The sequence below is a fragment of the Stappia sp. MMSF_3263 genome (genome assembly GCF_030733745.1).
Classification (GTDB): domain Bacteria; phylum Pseudomonadota; class Alphaproteobacteria; order Rhizobiales; family Stappiaceae; genus Stappia.
The window spans coordinates 124,677-139,544 of sequence record NZ_JASHIK010000011.1; the positions used below are offsets into that span (position 1 = coordinate 124,677).

General features: G+C 66.6%; 11 protein-coding genes. All 11 read left to right on the forward strand.

Going from position 1 to position 14,868, the window contains the following annotated elements:
* Positions 1-225: 225 nt before the first annotated feature.
* The 11 genes from RBB46_RS13725 (at position 226) to RBB46_RS13775 (ending at position 14,854) form a co-directional block, all read left to right on the forward strand.
* Positions 226-1,566 carry a CmpA/NrtA family ABC transporter substrate-binding protein gene (locus RBB46_RS13725; protein WP_306029608.1) on the forward strand — a complete coding sequence of 447 codons (1,341 nt, stop codon included), beginning with the start codon at positions 226-228 and terminating at the stop codon, positions 1,564-1,566.
* Between the two features lie 82 nt (positions 1,567-1,648).
* On the forward strand, positions 1,649-2,731 hold the full coding sequence (locus tag RBB46_RS13730) for an ABC transporter permease (protein ID WP_306029566.1): 1,083 nt from the start codon (positions 1,649-1,651) through the stop codon (positions 2,729-2,731).
* Positions 2,732-2,739: 8 nt separating this feature from the next.
* Complete coding sequence (locus tag RBB46_RS13735; protein WP_306029567.1) at positions 2,740-4,530, forward strand: ABC transporter ATP-binding protein; 1,791 nt, start codon at positions 2,740-2,742, stop codon at positions 4,528-4,530.
* 11 nt (positions 4,531-4,541) lie between these two features.
* Positions 4,542-6,992 carry a nitrite reductase large subunit NirB gene (nirB, locus tag RBB46_RS13740; RefSeq protein WP_306029568.1) on the forward strand — a complete coding sequence of 817 codons (2,451 nt, stop codon included), beginning with the start codon at positions 4,542-4,544 and terminating at the stop codon, positions 6,990-6,992.
* A gap of 5 nt (positions 6,993-6,997) precedes the next feature.
* Positions 6,998-7,330 carry a nitrite reductase small subunit NirD gene (nirD, locus tag RBB46_RS13745; protein ID WP_306029609.1) on the forward strand — a complete coding sequence of 111 codons (333 nt, stop codon included), beginning with the start codon at positions 6,998-7,000 and terminating at the stop codon, positions 7,328-7,330.
* 6 nt (positions 7,331-7,336) lie between these two features.
* Positions 7,337-10,060 (forward strand): nitrate reductase, encoded by a 2,724-nt coding sequence (locus tag RBB46_RS13750; protein ID WP_306029569.1) that lies wholly within the window; start codon positions 7,337-7,339, stop codon positions 10,058-10,060.
* Positions 10,035-11,174, forward strand: coding sequence for a siroheme synthase (locus tag RBB46_RS13755; protein ID WP_306029570.1), 1,140 nt, complete (start codon positions 10,035-10,037; stop codon positions 11,172-11,174). The genes RBB46_RS13750 and RBB46_RS13755 overlap by 26 nt, the downstream gene beginning before the upstream one ends.
* A 144-nt stretch (positions 11,175-11,318) precedes the next feature.
* Positions 11,319-11,861, forward strand: a complete 543-nt coding sequence (locus RBB46_RS13760; protein WP_306029571.1) for a 3-hydroxyanthranilate 3,4-dioxygenase — start codon at positions 11,319-11,321, stop codon at positions 11,859-11,861.
* A 96-nt stretch (positions 11,862-11,957) separates the two neighbouring features.
* Entirely contained in the window at positions 11,958-12,944 is a 987-nt protein-coding gene (locus tag RBB46_RS13765) for a TRAP transporter substrate-binding protein (RefSeq protein ID WP_306029572.1), read from the forward strand.
* A gap of 87 nt (positions 12,945-13,031) precedes the next feature.
* Complete coding sequence (locus tag RBB46_RS13770) at positions 13,032-13,595, forward strand: TRAP transporter small permease (protein ID WP_306029573.1); 564 nt, start codon at positions 13,032-13,034, stop codon at positions 13,593-13,595.
* Positions 13,592-14,854, forward strand: a complete 1,263-nt coding sequence (locus tag RBB46_RS13775; protein ID WP_306029574.1) for a TRAP transporter large permease — start codon at positions 13,592-13,594, stop codon at positions 14,852-14,854. The genes RBB46_RS13770 and RBB46_RS13775 overlap by 4 nt, the downstream gene beginning before the upstream one ends.
* Positions 14,855-14,868: the final 14 nt, after the last annotated feature.

The following is a 14,868-nucleotide window of genomic DNA, read 5'->3' on the forward strand; positions in this document are numbered from 1 at the left end:
GGCCGAAGATGGCCACGACATAACGCGTCCAAGGACGGACGCTTCGGCAAAGCCGCCGTTGAGATCTGCCAGCGCCCTCCCGCGCCGGTGTCTCGACGGCGGCTTTTTTATTGGTGACGCGGGCAGGCCTGGGGCGTGCCGCGCGCAGGAGGGAGAACAGTCGTGATCCAGATCCCGCTTTCCATCACGCGAACGACGATGGCCGGGCTTTTCGGCCTCGCGATCATGGCGGCGACACCGCTTGGCGCGCAGGCCCAGACCTTGCTGCCGGAGAAGGACGAGCTGAAATTCGGCTTCATCAAGCTGACCGACATGGCGCCGCTGGCGATCGCCTACGAGAAGGGCTTCTTCGAGGACGAGGGCCTGTTCGTGACGCTGGAGCCGCAGGCCAACTGGAAGGTGCTGCTCGACCGGGTGATCACCGGTGAGCTCGACGGCGCCCACATGCTGGCCGGCCAGCCGCTTGCCGCGACCATCGGCTTCGGCACCAAGGCGCATATCGTGACGCCGTTTTCGATGGACCTGAACGGCAACGGCATCACCGTTTCCAACGAGGTCTGGGAGATGATGAAGCCGCATCTTGCCATGCAGGCCGACGGCAAGCCCGTGCATCCGATCCCGGCAAGCGCCTTGAAGCCGGTCGTCGACGGCTTCAAGGCGCAGGGGCGGCCCTTCAACATGGGCATGGTGTTCCCTGTCTCGACCCACAATTACGAGCTGCGCTACTGGCTCGCCTCCGGCAACATCCATCCCGGCTTCTATTCGAGCTCCGACATTTCCGGGCAGATCAAGGCCGATGCGCTGCTCTCCGTCACCCCGCCACCGCAGATGCCGGCAACGCTCGAGGCCGGCACGATCAACGGCTATTGCGTTGGCGAGCCGTGGAACCAGCAGGCGGTGTTCAAGGGCATCGGCGTGCCGGTGATCACCGATTACGAGATCTGGAAGAACAATCCGGAGAAGGTCTTCGGCCTGACCAAGGAGTTCACCGAAACCAATCCGAATACCACGCTGGCGCTGACCAAGGCGCTGATCCGCGCGGCACGCTGGCTTGACGAGAACGACAATGCCAACCGGATGGAGGCCGTCGAGATCCTGTCGCGGCCCGAATATGTCGGTGCCGATGCGGAGGTCATCGCCAACTCGATGACCGGCACGTTCGAATACGAGAAGGGCGACACGCGCGAAGTGCCGGACTTCAACGTCTTCTACCGCTACTTCGCGACCTATCCCTATTATTCCGATGCGGTCTGGTACCTCACCCAGATGCGCCGCTGGGGCCAGATCGGCGAGCACAAGCCCGACGACTGGTATGCCGACGTGGCAAAAAGCGTCTACCTGCCGGACGTCTACCTGAAGGCGGCACGTCTGCTGGTCGAGGAAGGCCACGCGGAGGAAGGCGAGTTCCCTTTCGAAAGCGACGGCTACCGCGCCCCGACACCGGCCACGGACGTCATCGACGCCATTCCCTATGACGGCCGCGCACCCAACGCCTACATCGACAGCCTTCCGATCGGACTGAAGGGCAAGCAGGTCGTCGACGGCAACGAGGTGGTCGGCGGCTGAGGCCGCCTGCGCCCGGCCGGCGGCACTGCTGCGCGGCCGGGTGTCCTCCCAGCATCTTGCGCAAGGACAAGGACTTCACGACATGGCAAATGCCGAAACCGCCACCATCGACGCTCCGGTCGTCGGCCACCGCCGCGAACGGCTGCTTGCCGGGCTTGGCCGTGCCGCCGGCTGGTTCGACGCACTCGGCCTCTCCTTCCTGGTGCCGCTTGCCCGGTTGGCGCTGGGCGACAGCCCGCGCGAGCAACTTAGGCAGTTGAAGCGCGTGCTGGTCATTCCGATGATCGGCATCGTCGCCTTCCTGGTTGCCTGGGCGGCCTTCGCCCCGAAGATCGAGACCTCGCTCGGAGCCGTGCCGGGACCGGTTGCGGTGTGGGAGCAGGCCGGCAACCTGTGGGACGACCACCTGCGGGAACGCGAGAAGGCGGCCGCCTTCTACGAGCGGCAGGACATACGCAATGCCAAGCTGGAAGCCGCCGGCCAGCATGACCGGGTGAAGTGGCGCAGTTATACCGGCAAGCCGACCTATCTCGACCAGATCCTCACCTCGCTCATAACCGTCGGGCTCGGCTTCGTCATCGCGACGCTGATCGCCGTACCGCTGGGCATCGCCTCGGGCCTCTCGCGCACCGTCAATGGCGCGATCAATCCGTTGATCCAGATCTTCAAGCCGGTGTCGCCGCTCGCCTGGCTGCCGATCGTGACGATGATCGTCTCGGCGCTCTATGCGGATCCGGCCGACTGGCTGCCGAAGTCGCTGCTCATCTCGGCGGTGACGGTGACGCTGTGCTCGCTCTGGCCGACCCTGATCAACACCGCGCTCGGTGTCGCCTCGGTCGACAAGGACCTGATGAATGTCGGCCGGGTCTTGCAACTGCCGACCCGCAAGACCGTGATGAAGCTGGTGCTGCCCTCGTCGCTGCCGCTGATCTTCACGGGCCTGCGCCTGTCGCTCGGCGTCGGCTGGATGGTGCTGATCGCGGCCGAGATGCTGGCGCAGAACCCGGGCCTGGGCAAGTTCGTCTGGGACGAGTTCCAGAACGGTTCCTCGCAGTCGCTGGCGCGCATCATGGTGGCGGTCTTCACCATCGGCCTGATCGGCTTCGCTCTCGACCGCGTGATGTATGCGCTGCAGCGCGCCTTCACCTTCTCCGCGACACGGTGAGGGACGCCATGACGATCCTCGAGATTTCAAGGCTCTCCAAGTCCTTCGGCGAGGGGCGCGCGCGCAACGACGTGCTCGCCGATATCGACCTGAAGGTGAAGGAGGGCGAGTTCATCGCCATTGTCGGTTATTCCGGCACCGGCAAGACGACGCTGATTTCGCTGCTCGCCGGCCTTGTCGAACCTGACCAGGGCGGCGTCATTTTCAAGGGGCGGGAAATCGACGGGCCCGGTCCGGAGCGCGGCGTTGTCTTCCAGTCCTATTCCCTGATGCCGTGGCTCTCGGTCTTCGGCAACGTCATGCTGGCCGTCGACAGCGTGTTCTCGAAAGCGCCGAAGGCGGAGCGGACCGCCATCGCCGACAAGTACATCGCCATGGTCGGCCTTGCCCATGCCCGCGACCGCAAGCCGGCGGAGCTTTCCGGCGGCATGCGCCAGCGGGTGGCGGTTGCCCGCGCACTCGCCATGCGTCCCGAGGTGTTGCTGCTCGACGAGCCGCTGTCGGCGCTCGACGCGCTGACCCGGGCGAAACTGCAGGACGAGTTCGCGGCGATCTGCAACGAGGAAAAGAAGACCATCGTCCTCATCACCAATGACGTCGATGAGGCGATCCTGCTTGCCGACCGGATCATTCCGCTGATACCGGGCACGCCGGCGACGTTGGGTCCCGCGTTCAACGTGCCCTTCGCCCGTCCGCGCGAGCGGGGCGAACTCAATCATGACGATGCTTTCATCGCTCTGCGAGCCGAGGTCACCGAATACCTGATGGAGGTTGGGGCCGGCCGTGATGCGGGTGCGGCGCGCGATCTCGTGCTGCCCAATGTGGTGCCGATCGGACAAGGGGCGGTGACTGGGACACGCCAACAGGCGGCGGGTGAACCCGCCGATGTGCCGCCGGAAGCCTATGGGCGGGCGGCGGAGGGCGTGCGGGTCGAGCGCTATCTCGAGTTCAGCCAGTTGAAGAAGGTCTATCCGACGCCGAAAGGGCCGCTCACCGTCGTCGACGGGTTCGAACTCTCGATGACCAAGGGCGAGTTCGTGACGCTGATCGGTCATTCGGGCTGCGGCAAGTCGACGGTTCTGTCCATGGCCGCCGGCCTCAACCCGATCACGGAAGGGACTGTCATCCTCGACGGCACCCATGTGACGAAGGCCGGCCCGGATCGGGCGGTGGTCTTCCAGGCGCCCTCGCTGATGCCCTGGATGACGGCCTACGACAATGTCGCGCTGGGCGTCGACCAGGTCTACCCGCATGCAAGCGCGGCCGAGCGCCGCGACATTGTCGAATATTACCTTTCGCGCGTCGGGCTGGCAGACAGCATGGAGCGGGCGGCAAGCGATCTTTCCAACGGGATGAAGCAGCGGGTGGGTATTGCCCGCGCCTTCGCCCTGTCGCCGAAGCTGCTGCTGCTCGACGAGCCGTTCGGCATGCTTGACAGCCTGACCCGCTGGGAATTGCAGGACGTGCTGATGGACGTGTGGGCGCGGACCCAGGTGACGGCCGTCTGCGTTACTCACGATGTCGACGAGGCGATCCTGCTCGCCGATCGGGTGGTGATGATGTCGAACGGACCCAATGCCCGCATCGGCAACATCATGGAAGTGGACCTGCCGCGACCGCGCTCGCGCAAGGCGCTGATCAACCACCGTGACTACTACGCCTATCGCGAGGAACTGCTCGATTTCCTGGAAGCCTACGAGGGCGGTGCCCATCCGGGGGCTGAGCAACTCAGCGCCATCACCGCCAAACGGGCGTCGCGGATTGCGCGCCAGAAGGCTGCCGCCGAAGCGGCCGAATAGGAGGAACCGCCATGACCGACAAGAAGAAGCTCGTGGTGATCGGCGCCGGCATGGCGTCGGGCCGCATGCTGGAGACCCTGCTGGAAGCGGCGCCTGACGCCTATGACGTGACGCTGTTCGGTGCCGAGCCGCGCGGCAACTACAACCGCATCATGCTGTCGCCGGTGCTGGCCGGCGAGAAGAGCTACGAACAGATCGTCACCCATGACGGCGACTGGTATGCGGCGAACGGCATCGCCTGTCGCTTCGGCGAAACGGTGACGCGGATCGACCGCAACGCGAAGACCGTGACGACGGCGGCAGGCGAGACCCCGTACGACAAACTGGTGATCGCCACCGGCTCGGCGCCCTTCATCATCCCGATTGCCGGCCGCGACCTGCCGGGCGTGCGCGCCTTCCGCGATCTCGACGATGTCGAGGCGATGGTCGAGGCGGCGGCACGCCCCGGCGCGAAAGCCGTGGTGATCGGCGGTGGGCTGCTCGGGCTCGAGGCTGCGGCGGCGCTGCGCTCGCGCGGCATGGAGGTCGTCGTCCTGCATCTGATGGGACACCTGATGGAGCGGCAGCTCGATCCTGCCGCCGGGCATTTGCTGCGCCGGGAGCTGGAAGGGCGCGGCATCACCGTACACACGCAAGCGCAGACCAAGGCGATCCTCGGCAACGAGCGTGTCGAGGCGGTGCTGCTCGACGACGGCACGGTCTATCCGGCCGATCTCGTGGTGATGGCCGTCGGCATCCGTCCGGAAATCCGCATTGCCGTCGATGCCGGGCTCGACGTGGAGCGCGGCATCGTCATCGATGACCGCACTTTCACCTCCGATCCGGACATTCTGGCGGTGGGCGAATGCGTCGAGCACGAGCGCGTCTGCTACGGCCTCGTCGCGCCGCTTTACACGATGGCCGGCGTCGCGGCGAAGACACTGCTCGGCGAGGAGGCGGCGTTCCGGCCGCTGGAAACGGCAACGCAGCTCAAGGTAACCGGCGTCAGCCTCTATTCCGCCGGAGACTTCGCCGATGGCGAGGATCGCGACGAGATCGTCCTGCGCGATGCGTCGGCCGGGATCTACAAGCGCCTGGTGCTGAAGGACAACCGCATCATCGGCGCGGTGCTCTACGGCGAGGCGGCGGACGGGCCCTGGTTCTTCGATCACATCCGCAACCGCACCGACATTTCCGACATGCGCGAGACGCTGATCTTCGGACAGTCCTACCAGGGAGGTGCCCCGCTGGACCCTACGGCGGCCGTTGCAGCCTTGCCGCCTGAGGCGGAGATCTGCGGCTGCAACGGCGTGTGCAAGGGAACGATCGTCACGGCCATCGAAACGCGCGGACTGACGACACTGGACGAGGTGCGCGCCCATACCAAGGCCTCGGCCTCCTGCGGCACCTGCACAGGGCTCGTCGAGCAGCTGATGCAGGCAACGCTCGGCGAGGCCTTCGCGGTGCAGGCGGTGAAGCCGGTCTGCGGCTGCACGCATCTTGGCCACGACGAGGTGCGCCGGCTGATCAGGGCAAAGGAGCTGAAGAGCATTCCGGCGGTGATGCAGGAGCTTGAATGGACCTCGTCGGGCGGCTGCGCCAAGTGCCGGCCGGCGCTCAACTACTATCTCGTGTGCGACTGGCCGGACGAATATGCCGACGACTACCAGTCGCGCTTCATCAACGAGCGGGTGCACGCCAACATCCAGAAGGACGGCACCTATTCCGTCGTGCCGCGCATGTGGGGCGGGGTGACGTCGGCAGCGGAGCTGCGGGCGATTGCCGATGTGGTCGACAAGTTCGACATCCCGACGGTCAAGGTCACCGGTGGCCAGCGCATCGACATGCTCGGCATCCGCAAGGAGGACCTGCCGGAGGTGTGGGCCGATCTGGGCAAGGCCGGCTTCGTCTCCGGTCACGCCTATGCTAAGGGCCTGAGAACGGTGAAGACCTGCGTCGGTTCCGATTGGTGCCGTTTCGGCACGCAGGATTCGACCGGGCTCGGCATCGCCATCGAGAAGTTCATGTGGGGCTCCTGGACCCCGGCCAAGGTGAAGATGGCGGTGTCGGGATGCCCGCGCAACTGCGCCGAGGCGACCTGCAAGGATGTCGGGGTGATCTGCGTCGACAGCGGCTTCGAGATCCACTTCGCCGGGGCCGCCGGCCTCGACATCAAGGGCACGGAAGTGCTCGGCCATGTCGCCACCGAGGGGGAGGTGATGCGTCACATCGTGGCGCTGGTGCAGATGTACCGGGAGCAGGGCCACTATCTGGAGCGCATCTACAAATGGGCCAAGCGCATCGGCCTTGACGAGATCCGCCGGCAGATCATGGACGAGCTGGAACGGCGCGAGGCCTATTACGAGCGCTTCGTCTTCTCGCAGAAGTTCGCCCAGGTCGACCCGTGGTCGGAGCGCGCCTCCGGCAAGGACAAGCACGAGTTCAAGCCGCTGGCGACCCTGGAACTGGAGGCGGCGCAGTGACGGCGATGACGACGAACTGGATCGAGATCGGCCTGCTGGAGGACATCCCGCGCGAGGGTGCAAGGTTGATCAGGACGCCATCGGGTTGCATTGCGGTGTTCCGCACTGCCGGCGACGAGGTGCATGCGCTCGACGACCGCTGCCCGCACAAGGGCGGTCCGCTCAGCCAGGGCATTGTCCACGGCACGTCGGTGACCTGCCCCTTGCACAACTGGGTCTTCGACCTTTCCACCGGCCTGGCGCAAGGCGCCGACGAGGGGCAGGTCGCGACCTATCCGGTGCGGGTGCGCGAGGGCGTGCTGCAGATCGCCGCGGGCAAGCTTGCGGCGGAGAGGTGACGAGCCATGCCGGATAGTGTGCGCACCACCTGTCCCTATTGCGGCGTCGGTTGCGGGGTGATCGCCACCCGGCAGGACGGCGGCCGGGTGAGCGTTGCCGGCGACCCAGCGCATCCGGCGAATTTCGGCCGGCTATGCTCGAAGGGATCGGCGCTGGCCGACACGCTCGCCGATCCGGACCGGCTGCTCTTTCCGGAAATCGCCGGCAAGCGGGTCGGCTGGAACGAGGCGCTCGACCACATCGCCACGCGCTTTGCGGACACCATCGCCGAACACGGGCCGGACAGCGTTGCCTTCTACGTGTCCGGGCAGATCCTCACCGAGGACTACTATGTCGCTAACAAGCTGATGAAGGGGTTCATCGGTTCGGCCAATATCGACACGAATTCCAGGCTGTGCATGGCCTCGTCGGTCGCCGGTCACCGGCGTGCCTTCGGCTCCGACACGGTGCCGGGAACCTACGAGGACCTGGAGGAGGCGGACCTTGTCGTGCTGGTCGGCTCCAACCTGGCCTGGTGTCATCCGGTGCTCTACCAGCGACTGGAGGCGGCGCGCGCGCGGCGGCCGGGCCTGAGGCTGGTGGTGATCGACCCGCGCCGCACGGCGACGGCGGCCAGCGCCGATCTGCATCTGGCGCTGGCGCCCGATACGGACGTGGCGCTCTACAACGGGCTGCTTGCCCATCTGGAGCGCGCGGGGCGCATCGACCGCACCTATGTCGCCCGCCACACGCGCGGGCTGGAGGCGGCGCTCGAGGTTGCGCGCGGCTGTGACGTCGCGACCGTCGCGGAGGCGACGGGACTTGCAAGCGCCGACATCGCCCGCTTCTACGAGTGGGTGGGGGAAACGCCGAAGACGGTCACGGTCTACAGCCAGGGCGTGAACCAGTCAGTCGTCGGCACCGACAAGGTCAATGCAATCCTCAACACCCATCTGGCGAGCGGGCGCCTCGGCAGGCCCGGTTGCGGTCCCTTCTCGGTCACCGGACAGCCCAACGCCATGGGTGGGCGCGAGGTTGGCGGGCTCGCCAACATGCTGGCGGCCCACATGGCCATCGAGAACCCGGCGCATCGTGGCATCGTGCAGGACTTCTGGCAGAGCCCGCGCATCGCCGAGCGTCCGGGGCTGAAGGCGGTGGAGATGTTCCAGGCCCTGCGCGAGGGGCGCATCAAGGCGATCTGGATCATGGCGACCAACCCGGCCGACAGCCTGCCGGATGCCGACGCGGTGCGTGCGGCGCTGTCTGCCTGCGACTTCGTTGTGGTCTCCGACGTGACCCGGCGGACGGATACCGTGCCTTTCGCCAACGTGCTGCTGCCGGCCGCCGCCTGGGGCGAAAAGGACGGCACGGTGACCAATTCCGAGCGACGGATCTCGCGCCAGCGCGCTTTTCGCGCTCCGCCCGGCGAGGCGCGCCCGGACTGGTGGGCGCTGACGCAAGTGGCGCGGCGGATGGGGTTTGCGGAAGCTTTTGCGTATGAGCGACCCGCCGACATCTACCGCGAGCACGCGGCGCTTTCGGCCGAGCAGAACCACGGGTCCCGCGACTTCGACATTGGTGCGCATACGGGGATCGACGAGGCGACGTATGATGCCCTTGAACCCTTTCAGTGGCCGCTTCGCGCCGATGGCAGCGGCGCGGCCCGCTTCTTCGCTGAGGGCGGCTTCTTTACCGCCGACGGCCGGGCGGCGATCTGGCCCGTCGCCTACCAGGCGCCGAGGAAGCGCGGGCGGCGCTATCCGCTGGTTCTCAACACGGGCCGTATCCGCGACCAGTGGCACATGATGACGCGCACCGGCCTCAGCCCGCGGCTTCTCACCCACATGGCCGAGCCGTTCTGCGAGATCCATCCGCACGATGCCGAGCGCGCCGGCGTCAGCGACGCGCAAGTCGTCGTGCTGGAAAGTCCGCATGGGCGCGCCCTGCTGCGGGCGCTGGTCAGCGACCGGGCGCGGGAAGGCTCGGTCTTCGCGCCGATGCACTGGAGCGACCAGTTTGCGGCCGCAGGCCGGATCGATGCGCTGGTGGGGCCCGAGACGGATCCGGTGTCGGGCCAGCCGGGCTCGAAGTTCACGCCCGTCGCGCTGCGCCCCTTCGCCGCCAGCTGGTACGGTTTTGCCGTGTTGTGCGAGCGACCCGAGGAAATCGGCGCGGAGTACTGGGCCATCGCCCCGGTGGAGGGCGGTTGGCGGGTCGAAATGGCCGGCGCGAATCCGGCCGACGTTCACGAGCTGGCCGCGATGCTTGGCGTTTCGCTTTCGTCCGGCAACGACAGGCTTTCCTACAGGGACACGGCAAGCGGCGAGGAACGGCTCGCCTGCTGGAAGGACGGGCGGCTCGTCGCGGCGCTGTTCACGGGGCCTGCGCCGGTCGGTGTGTCGCGGGCCTGGGCAAGCGGGCTGCTGGCGGCCGGGTTCCCCTCGCTGCGCGAGCGTGCATCGGTGCTGGCCGGACGGCCGGGCGGTACGGCGCCGGATATCGGGGCCATCGTCTGTTCCTGCCGCAATGTGGGTCTCAACCAGATCACGGCGGCGATAAAGGACGGCGCCTGCGACATTGCCACCATTGGCGAGGCAGTCGATGCGGGAACGCAATGCGGCTCCTGCCGGTCGGAGATCGGCGCGATCCTGGCGCGGGTGCAGGGCGGACGGACAGGCGGGAGCGGGTTGCAGGGCGGCGGAATGCCGGAAAGGGAGGATGCGGATGAACCGGTCGCGGAAGCCGTTTGAGGCGGAGAGGCGGCGGGCGCCGCCACGCATGGGCAGGCTTGCCTGCCTGCCCGTCTTCCTGCCGCTGGAAGGGCGATCTGTGCTTGTCGCCGACGGCTCCGACGCGGCGGCCTGGAAGGCGGAGCTGCTGGCGGCTTGCGGGGCGGAGGTGCATGTCTTTGCCGAGACTTGCGATGCGGCCATGGCGACCTTGATCGCCGAGGGCGCGGCGGCGGGATCGCTCGTGCATCACGCGAAGACGTGGAGCCCGGACAGCCTGGCCGGAATGGCGCTTGCGATAGCGGACGCGGAAGACGAGGTGGACGCGCGGCGCTTTGCCGACGCGGCACGGGTGGCAGGCGTACCATGCAACGTCATCGACCGGCCGGAGTTCTGTCAGTTCCAGTTCGGCTCCATCGTCAACCGCTCGCCGCTGGTGATCGGCATCTCGACGAATGGTGCCGCCCCCATTCTCGGCCAGGCGATCCGCCAGCGGATCGAGACCCTGCTGTTGCCCTCGCTTGCCGACTGGGCGCGGCTTGCCACCCGGTTGCGTGGTCGGGTGATGGCGACACTTGCCCCGGGCGCGGGGCGTCGCGCTTTCTGGGAGGGCTTCGTGCGCCGCGCCTTTGCCGGTCCGCTCGACACCGTTGCGGAAGCGGGAATCTCGTCGTTGCTGGCGCGCATCGCGGCGGCGCCGGATGTAACGCGCGGCAAGGTGACGCTGGTCGGCGCGGGGCCGGGCGATGCCGGCCATCTCACCATGAACGCGATCCGGGCGCTGCAGGGGGCCGAGGTGGTGCTTTATGACGCCGGCGTTTCCGCCGAGGTGCTGGAGCTGGCGCGGCGCGAGGCGAAACGCATGCTGGTCGGCGCGGTGACGGGTTCCTGCGCGGCGGACAGCGACGGCACCAGGCTTGCAGCCGCGCTTGCAGGGCAGGGACGGCAGGTGGTGCGGCTGATGCCGGGCGATCCCCGCATGGCAGGTGGCGGCAATCTTGCCGAGGCGCTGCGGGCGCTGGGCATTGCCGTCGAGGTCGTCGCCGGCATCCGGGAGACGAGCGAAGTGACGGGCCGGGATGCCGGGGAGATACGGACAGAGACCGCCCATCTCGCGGCTGGTTATCCGGTTTAGTTATAGCGCCTTCGAATATTGGTATTTGATTGACATATCACTCTGCCGTCTCCTGAGCTGCGAAATGCGTGCGGACGCCCGTCGGCGAGAGCCTTCCGAGAAGCGGTCGCCACACGCGCCAAGCCAGTTCGGGGAGCCCCATCGATGTCGAGACTGTCGGCCTTCAATTTCCAGAAATGGATCGACGAGCACAAGCACCTGCTGAAGCCGCCGGTCGGCAACCAGCAGGTCTGGAAGGATGCCGATCTGATGGTCACCGTCGTCGGCGGGCCGAACAAGCGCACCGACTATCACGACGATCCGGTCGAGGAATTCTTCTACCAGCTCAAGGGCGACATGCTCCTCAAGGTCTATGACGGCAAGGAGTTCTACGACGTGCCGATCCGCGAGGGCGAGATCTTCCTGTTGCCGGCACATGTGCGTCATTCGCCGCAGCGCCCCCAGGAGGGCTCCATCGGCCTGGTGGTCGAGCCGGCACGTCCCGAAGGGGCGCTCGACGCGATCGAGTGGTATTGCTTCGAGTGCGAGCACCTGGTGCACCGCTCCGAGCTTGACCTTGAGTCCATCGTTGACGACCTGCCTCCGGTCTACAAGGCGTTCTACGCCTCCGAGGAAGCTCGCACCTGCCCCAATTGCGGCACGGTCCATCCGGGCAAGGAGCCGCCGGAAGGCTGGGTGAAGCTCTGAGTTCCGGCGGCGACTGACGCCACTTTACGTCCAATCGTTTTTCATCAGCATCGCGCCGGGCGCCCCAGGGCCTTCCCGGCGAGGGAGGAGCATGACATGAAATCCGTATCCCATCTGGTCCGTCTGGTTCCGGCGGCCGCTCTGGCCCTGTCTCTGGGCGTGGGCGCTGCCCAGTCGAAGGAGTTCCGGCTCGGCCTGATCACCCCGCCGCCGCATATCTGGACGGTCGCGGCGACGGCCTTCGGCGACGAGCTCAAGTCTGCGTCGGGTGGCAAGCACAGCGTCACCGTGTTTCCCTCGCAGCAGCTCGGCAACGAGGCGCAGATGATGCAGCAGTTGCAAACCGGCGCGCTCGACATGGCCTTCCTGACCATTGCCGAAGTGTCGAACCGGGTGCCCGATTTCGGCGCCTTCTACGCGCCTTATCTCGCCGACGATGTTGCCCATGCGGGTCGCATCCTGCGCTCCGACGTGGCCAAGGACCTGCTGAGCGGCCTGCCGCAGAAGGCCGGCGTTGTCGGCATCGGCTATTCGATGGGCGGCCTTCGCCAGATCGTCAGCCGCGATCCGGTGACGAGCGCCGCCGACCTTGCCGGCAAGAAGCTCCGCATCACGCCGTTCGAGCCGATCAAGGACTTCTACAACGCACTCGGCGCTGCCTCGACCCCCATGCCCCTGCCGGCCGTCTATGACGCGCTTGCCAATGGCCAGGTCGACGCCATCGACATGGATGCGGAACTGATCTGGGCGCTCAAGTACTACGAGCATGCCGACACGATCCTGATCTCCAACCACATGATGTTCCCGATGGTGGGGCTGGTCTCGGCCCGCGTCTGGCAGTCGCTGTCGGAAGAGGATCGCGCGATGATCGGCAAGCTGATGGCGCGCCATCTCGACGGGGCGATCGACACCTATGTGCAGAAGGAAGGCGACTGGCTGCTCTCGGTCGAGGGCACCGGCCGCACCATCGTCGAGGCGGACGCCGCCTTTTTCGCCGATGCGATCGGCAAGTGGGAAGCGATCTGGAGCGAGAAGGCCCCGGTCCTCAAGGACCTGCGCAAGGTCGCCGAGGAAACGCGCTGACGGGCGACCCGGCCGCCCCTTGCAGGTGGCCCCGGTTGTCGTGTGAAGTGACGTGACGATCCTGGCGCGGGCGACGGGAGACAAGGGATGCTTTACCGGTTGTCCGCCTTGTGGGCGCGCGCGGAGATCGCGCTCGCCGCACTTCTTGCCGCCCTGGTCACCGTCCTCATTCTCGTCAATGTCGCGACGCGTTCCGCCCGCATGGCGATCTACTGGATCGACGAGGCGGCGATCTACGCGATGATCTGGATGACATTCCTGGCCGCGTCCGCCGCTGTCCACCAGCGCTCGGCCGTCGCCGTGACCTTGATCCCCGACATGCTGTCGCCGCGCTCCAGGGCGCGCCTCACGGCGATGCTCGATCTTGTCGCGCTGGGCTTCGGGCTTGCCATCGCATGGTTCTGCTGGATCTGGTTCGATCCGGCGGGCTTCGCCGCGGCAGGCTTCGATGTCGAGGCTTTCCAGGGCGCCACCTTCAACTTCATCTACGCGGAACCGACCACAACGCTCGGCATCCGTAAGGCCTGGGTCTGGCTGATCATGCTGATCTTCTCCTTCGGCTTCGTGCTGCATGCGCTGGCCAACCTGTCGCGCTCTCTGCCCGTCGCCCTCAAGGGGGGCGAGGAGGCCTCCACCGGAGATACCGCATGACCGGCGTGGTCTTTCTTGTCCTGCTCTTCGCCGGCGTCCCGATCAGCCTGGTGCTCTGCCTGTCGGCGGTCTGGTACATCCAGGCGAGCGAAAACACCGTTCTTTATGCCAGCTTCGCCCAGCAGCTGTTTTCCGGCGTGGAGAGCTACGGCCTGCTCGCCATTCCGCTGTTCATGCTGACCGGCGAGTTGATGAACGAAGGCGGGCTGACACAGCGCCTGATCCAGGCCGCGCGCGTCTTTGTCGGCGGGTTTCGCGGCGGGCTTGCCTATATCAACCTGCTGGCCAACATGTTCATGGCGGCGATCATCGGGTCTGCCGCCTCGCAGATTGCCGTGATGTCCCGGGCGATGGTGCCGGCGATGGAGGCGGAGGGCTACCGGCGCGAGTTCGCCGCCGCGACGACCGCGGCCGGCGGGCTGCTGTCGCCAATCATCCCGCCCTCGATGCTGTTCGTGATCTATGGCGTGCTTGCCCAGATCCCCATCGGGGACATGTTCATGGCCGGCATCGTTCCGGGCCTGATCCTGTCAGCCTCCTTCTTCGTCATCGTCACGCTGGTCGGCCTGCGCGAGGGATTTCCGCAAGGGCGCTGGATGTCCTCGCCGGAAGTGCGCGCGGCGCTGATCGACTGCCTGCCGGCCTCGCTCATCCCGATCGCCATTGTCGGCGGCATCCTGCTCGGTATCGCGACGCCGACGGAGTCTGCCGCCGTTGCCTCGCTGGTCGCGCTGGTGATCGGCCGGTTCGTCTACGGCGAGTTGAAGCTTGCCCGGCTGGCGGCGCTGTTCGTGCGCACGGCGACCAATTCAAGCCTGGTGATCTTCCTGATCGCCGCTGCCAATGTCTTCGGCTGGGTGATCATCTACGAGGCGATCCCGCAGAAGCTCGCGGCCCAGATCATCACGCTGACCGAGGACCCCTTCGTCTTCCTGCTGATCGTCAATCTCGTGCTGTTCGTGATCGGCATGGTGATCGACGGGATCGCGGCGCTGATCCTGGTCGTGCCGATCCTGCTGCCCATCGCCCAGCAGCACTACAATGTCGACCCGTACCAGTTCGGGGTGATCGTCTGTCTCAACCTTGTGCTGGGATTGCTGACGCCGCCGGTCGGCGCCGGGCTCTACATCGCCTCGGCCATGAGCGGGGCGCGGCCGATGGCGATCTTCCGCGCGCTTTACCCCTTCCTGGCGGCGGTCGCGCTGGTGCTGCTGTTGCTCAGCTGGGCGCCGATCCTGTCGACGATCCTGATCAAGTAGCCGGCCGGCCAGTC

Excerpts from the sequence above, each read along its gene's own strand:
- RBB46_RS13750 (WP_306029569.1), top strand. The coding sequence starts at position 7,337 with ATGCCGGATAGTGTGCGCACCACCTGTCCCTATTGCGGCGTCGGTTGC.
- RBB46_RS13725 (WP_306029608.1), top strand. The coding sequence starts at position 226 with ATGGCGGCGACACCGCTTGGCGCGCAGGCCCAGACCTTGCTGCCGGAG.
- nirD (WP_306029609.1), top strand. The coding sequence starts at position 6,998 with ATGACGACGAACTGGATCGAGATCGGCCTGCTGGAGGACATCCCGCGC.
- RBB46_RS13765 (WP_306029572.1), top strand. The coding sequence starts at position 11,958 with ATGAAATCCGTATCCCATCTGGTCCGTCTGGTTCCGGCGGCCGCTCTG.
- RBB46_RS13760 (WP_306029571.1), top strand. The coding sequence starts at position 11,319 with ATGTCGAGACTGTCGGCCTTCAATTTCCAGAAATGGATCGACGAGCAC.
- RBB46_RS13755 (WP_306029570.1), top strand. The coding sequence starts at position 10,035 with ATGAACCGGTCGCGGAAGCCGTTTGAGGCGGAGAGGCGGCGGGCGCCG.
- RBB46_RS13770 (WP_306029573.1), top strand. The coding sequence starts at position 13,032 with ATGCTTTACCGGTTGTCCGCCTTGTGGGCGCGCGCGGAGATCGCGCTC.
- RBB46_RS13735 (WP_306029567.1), top strand. The coding sequence starts at position 2,740 with ATGACGATCCTCGAGATTTCAAGGCTCTCCAAGTCCTTCGGCGAGGGG.
- nirB (WP_306029568.1), top strand. The coding sequence starts at position 4,542 with ATGACCGACAAGAAGAAGCTCGTGGTGATCGGCGCCGGCATGGCGTCG.
- RBB46_RS13775 (WP_306029574.1), top strand. The coding sequence starts at position 13,592 with ATGACCGGCGTGGTCTTTCTTGTCCTGCTCTTCGCCGGCGTCCCGATC.
- RBB46_RS13730 (WP_306029566.1), top strand. The coding sequence starts at position 1,649 with ATGGCAAATGCCGAAACCGCCACCATCGACGCTCCGGTCGTCGGCCAC.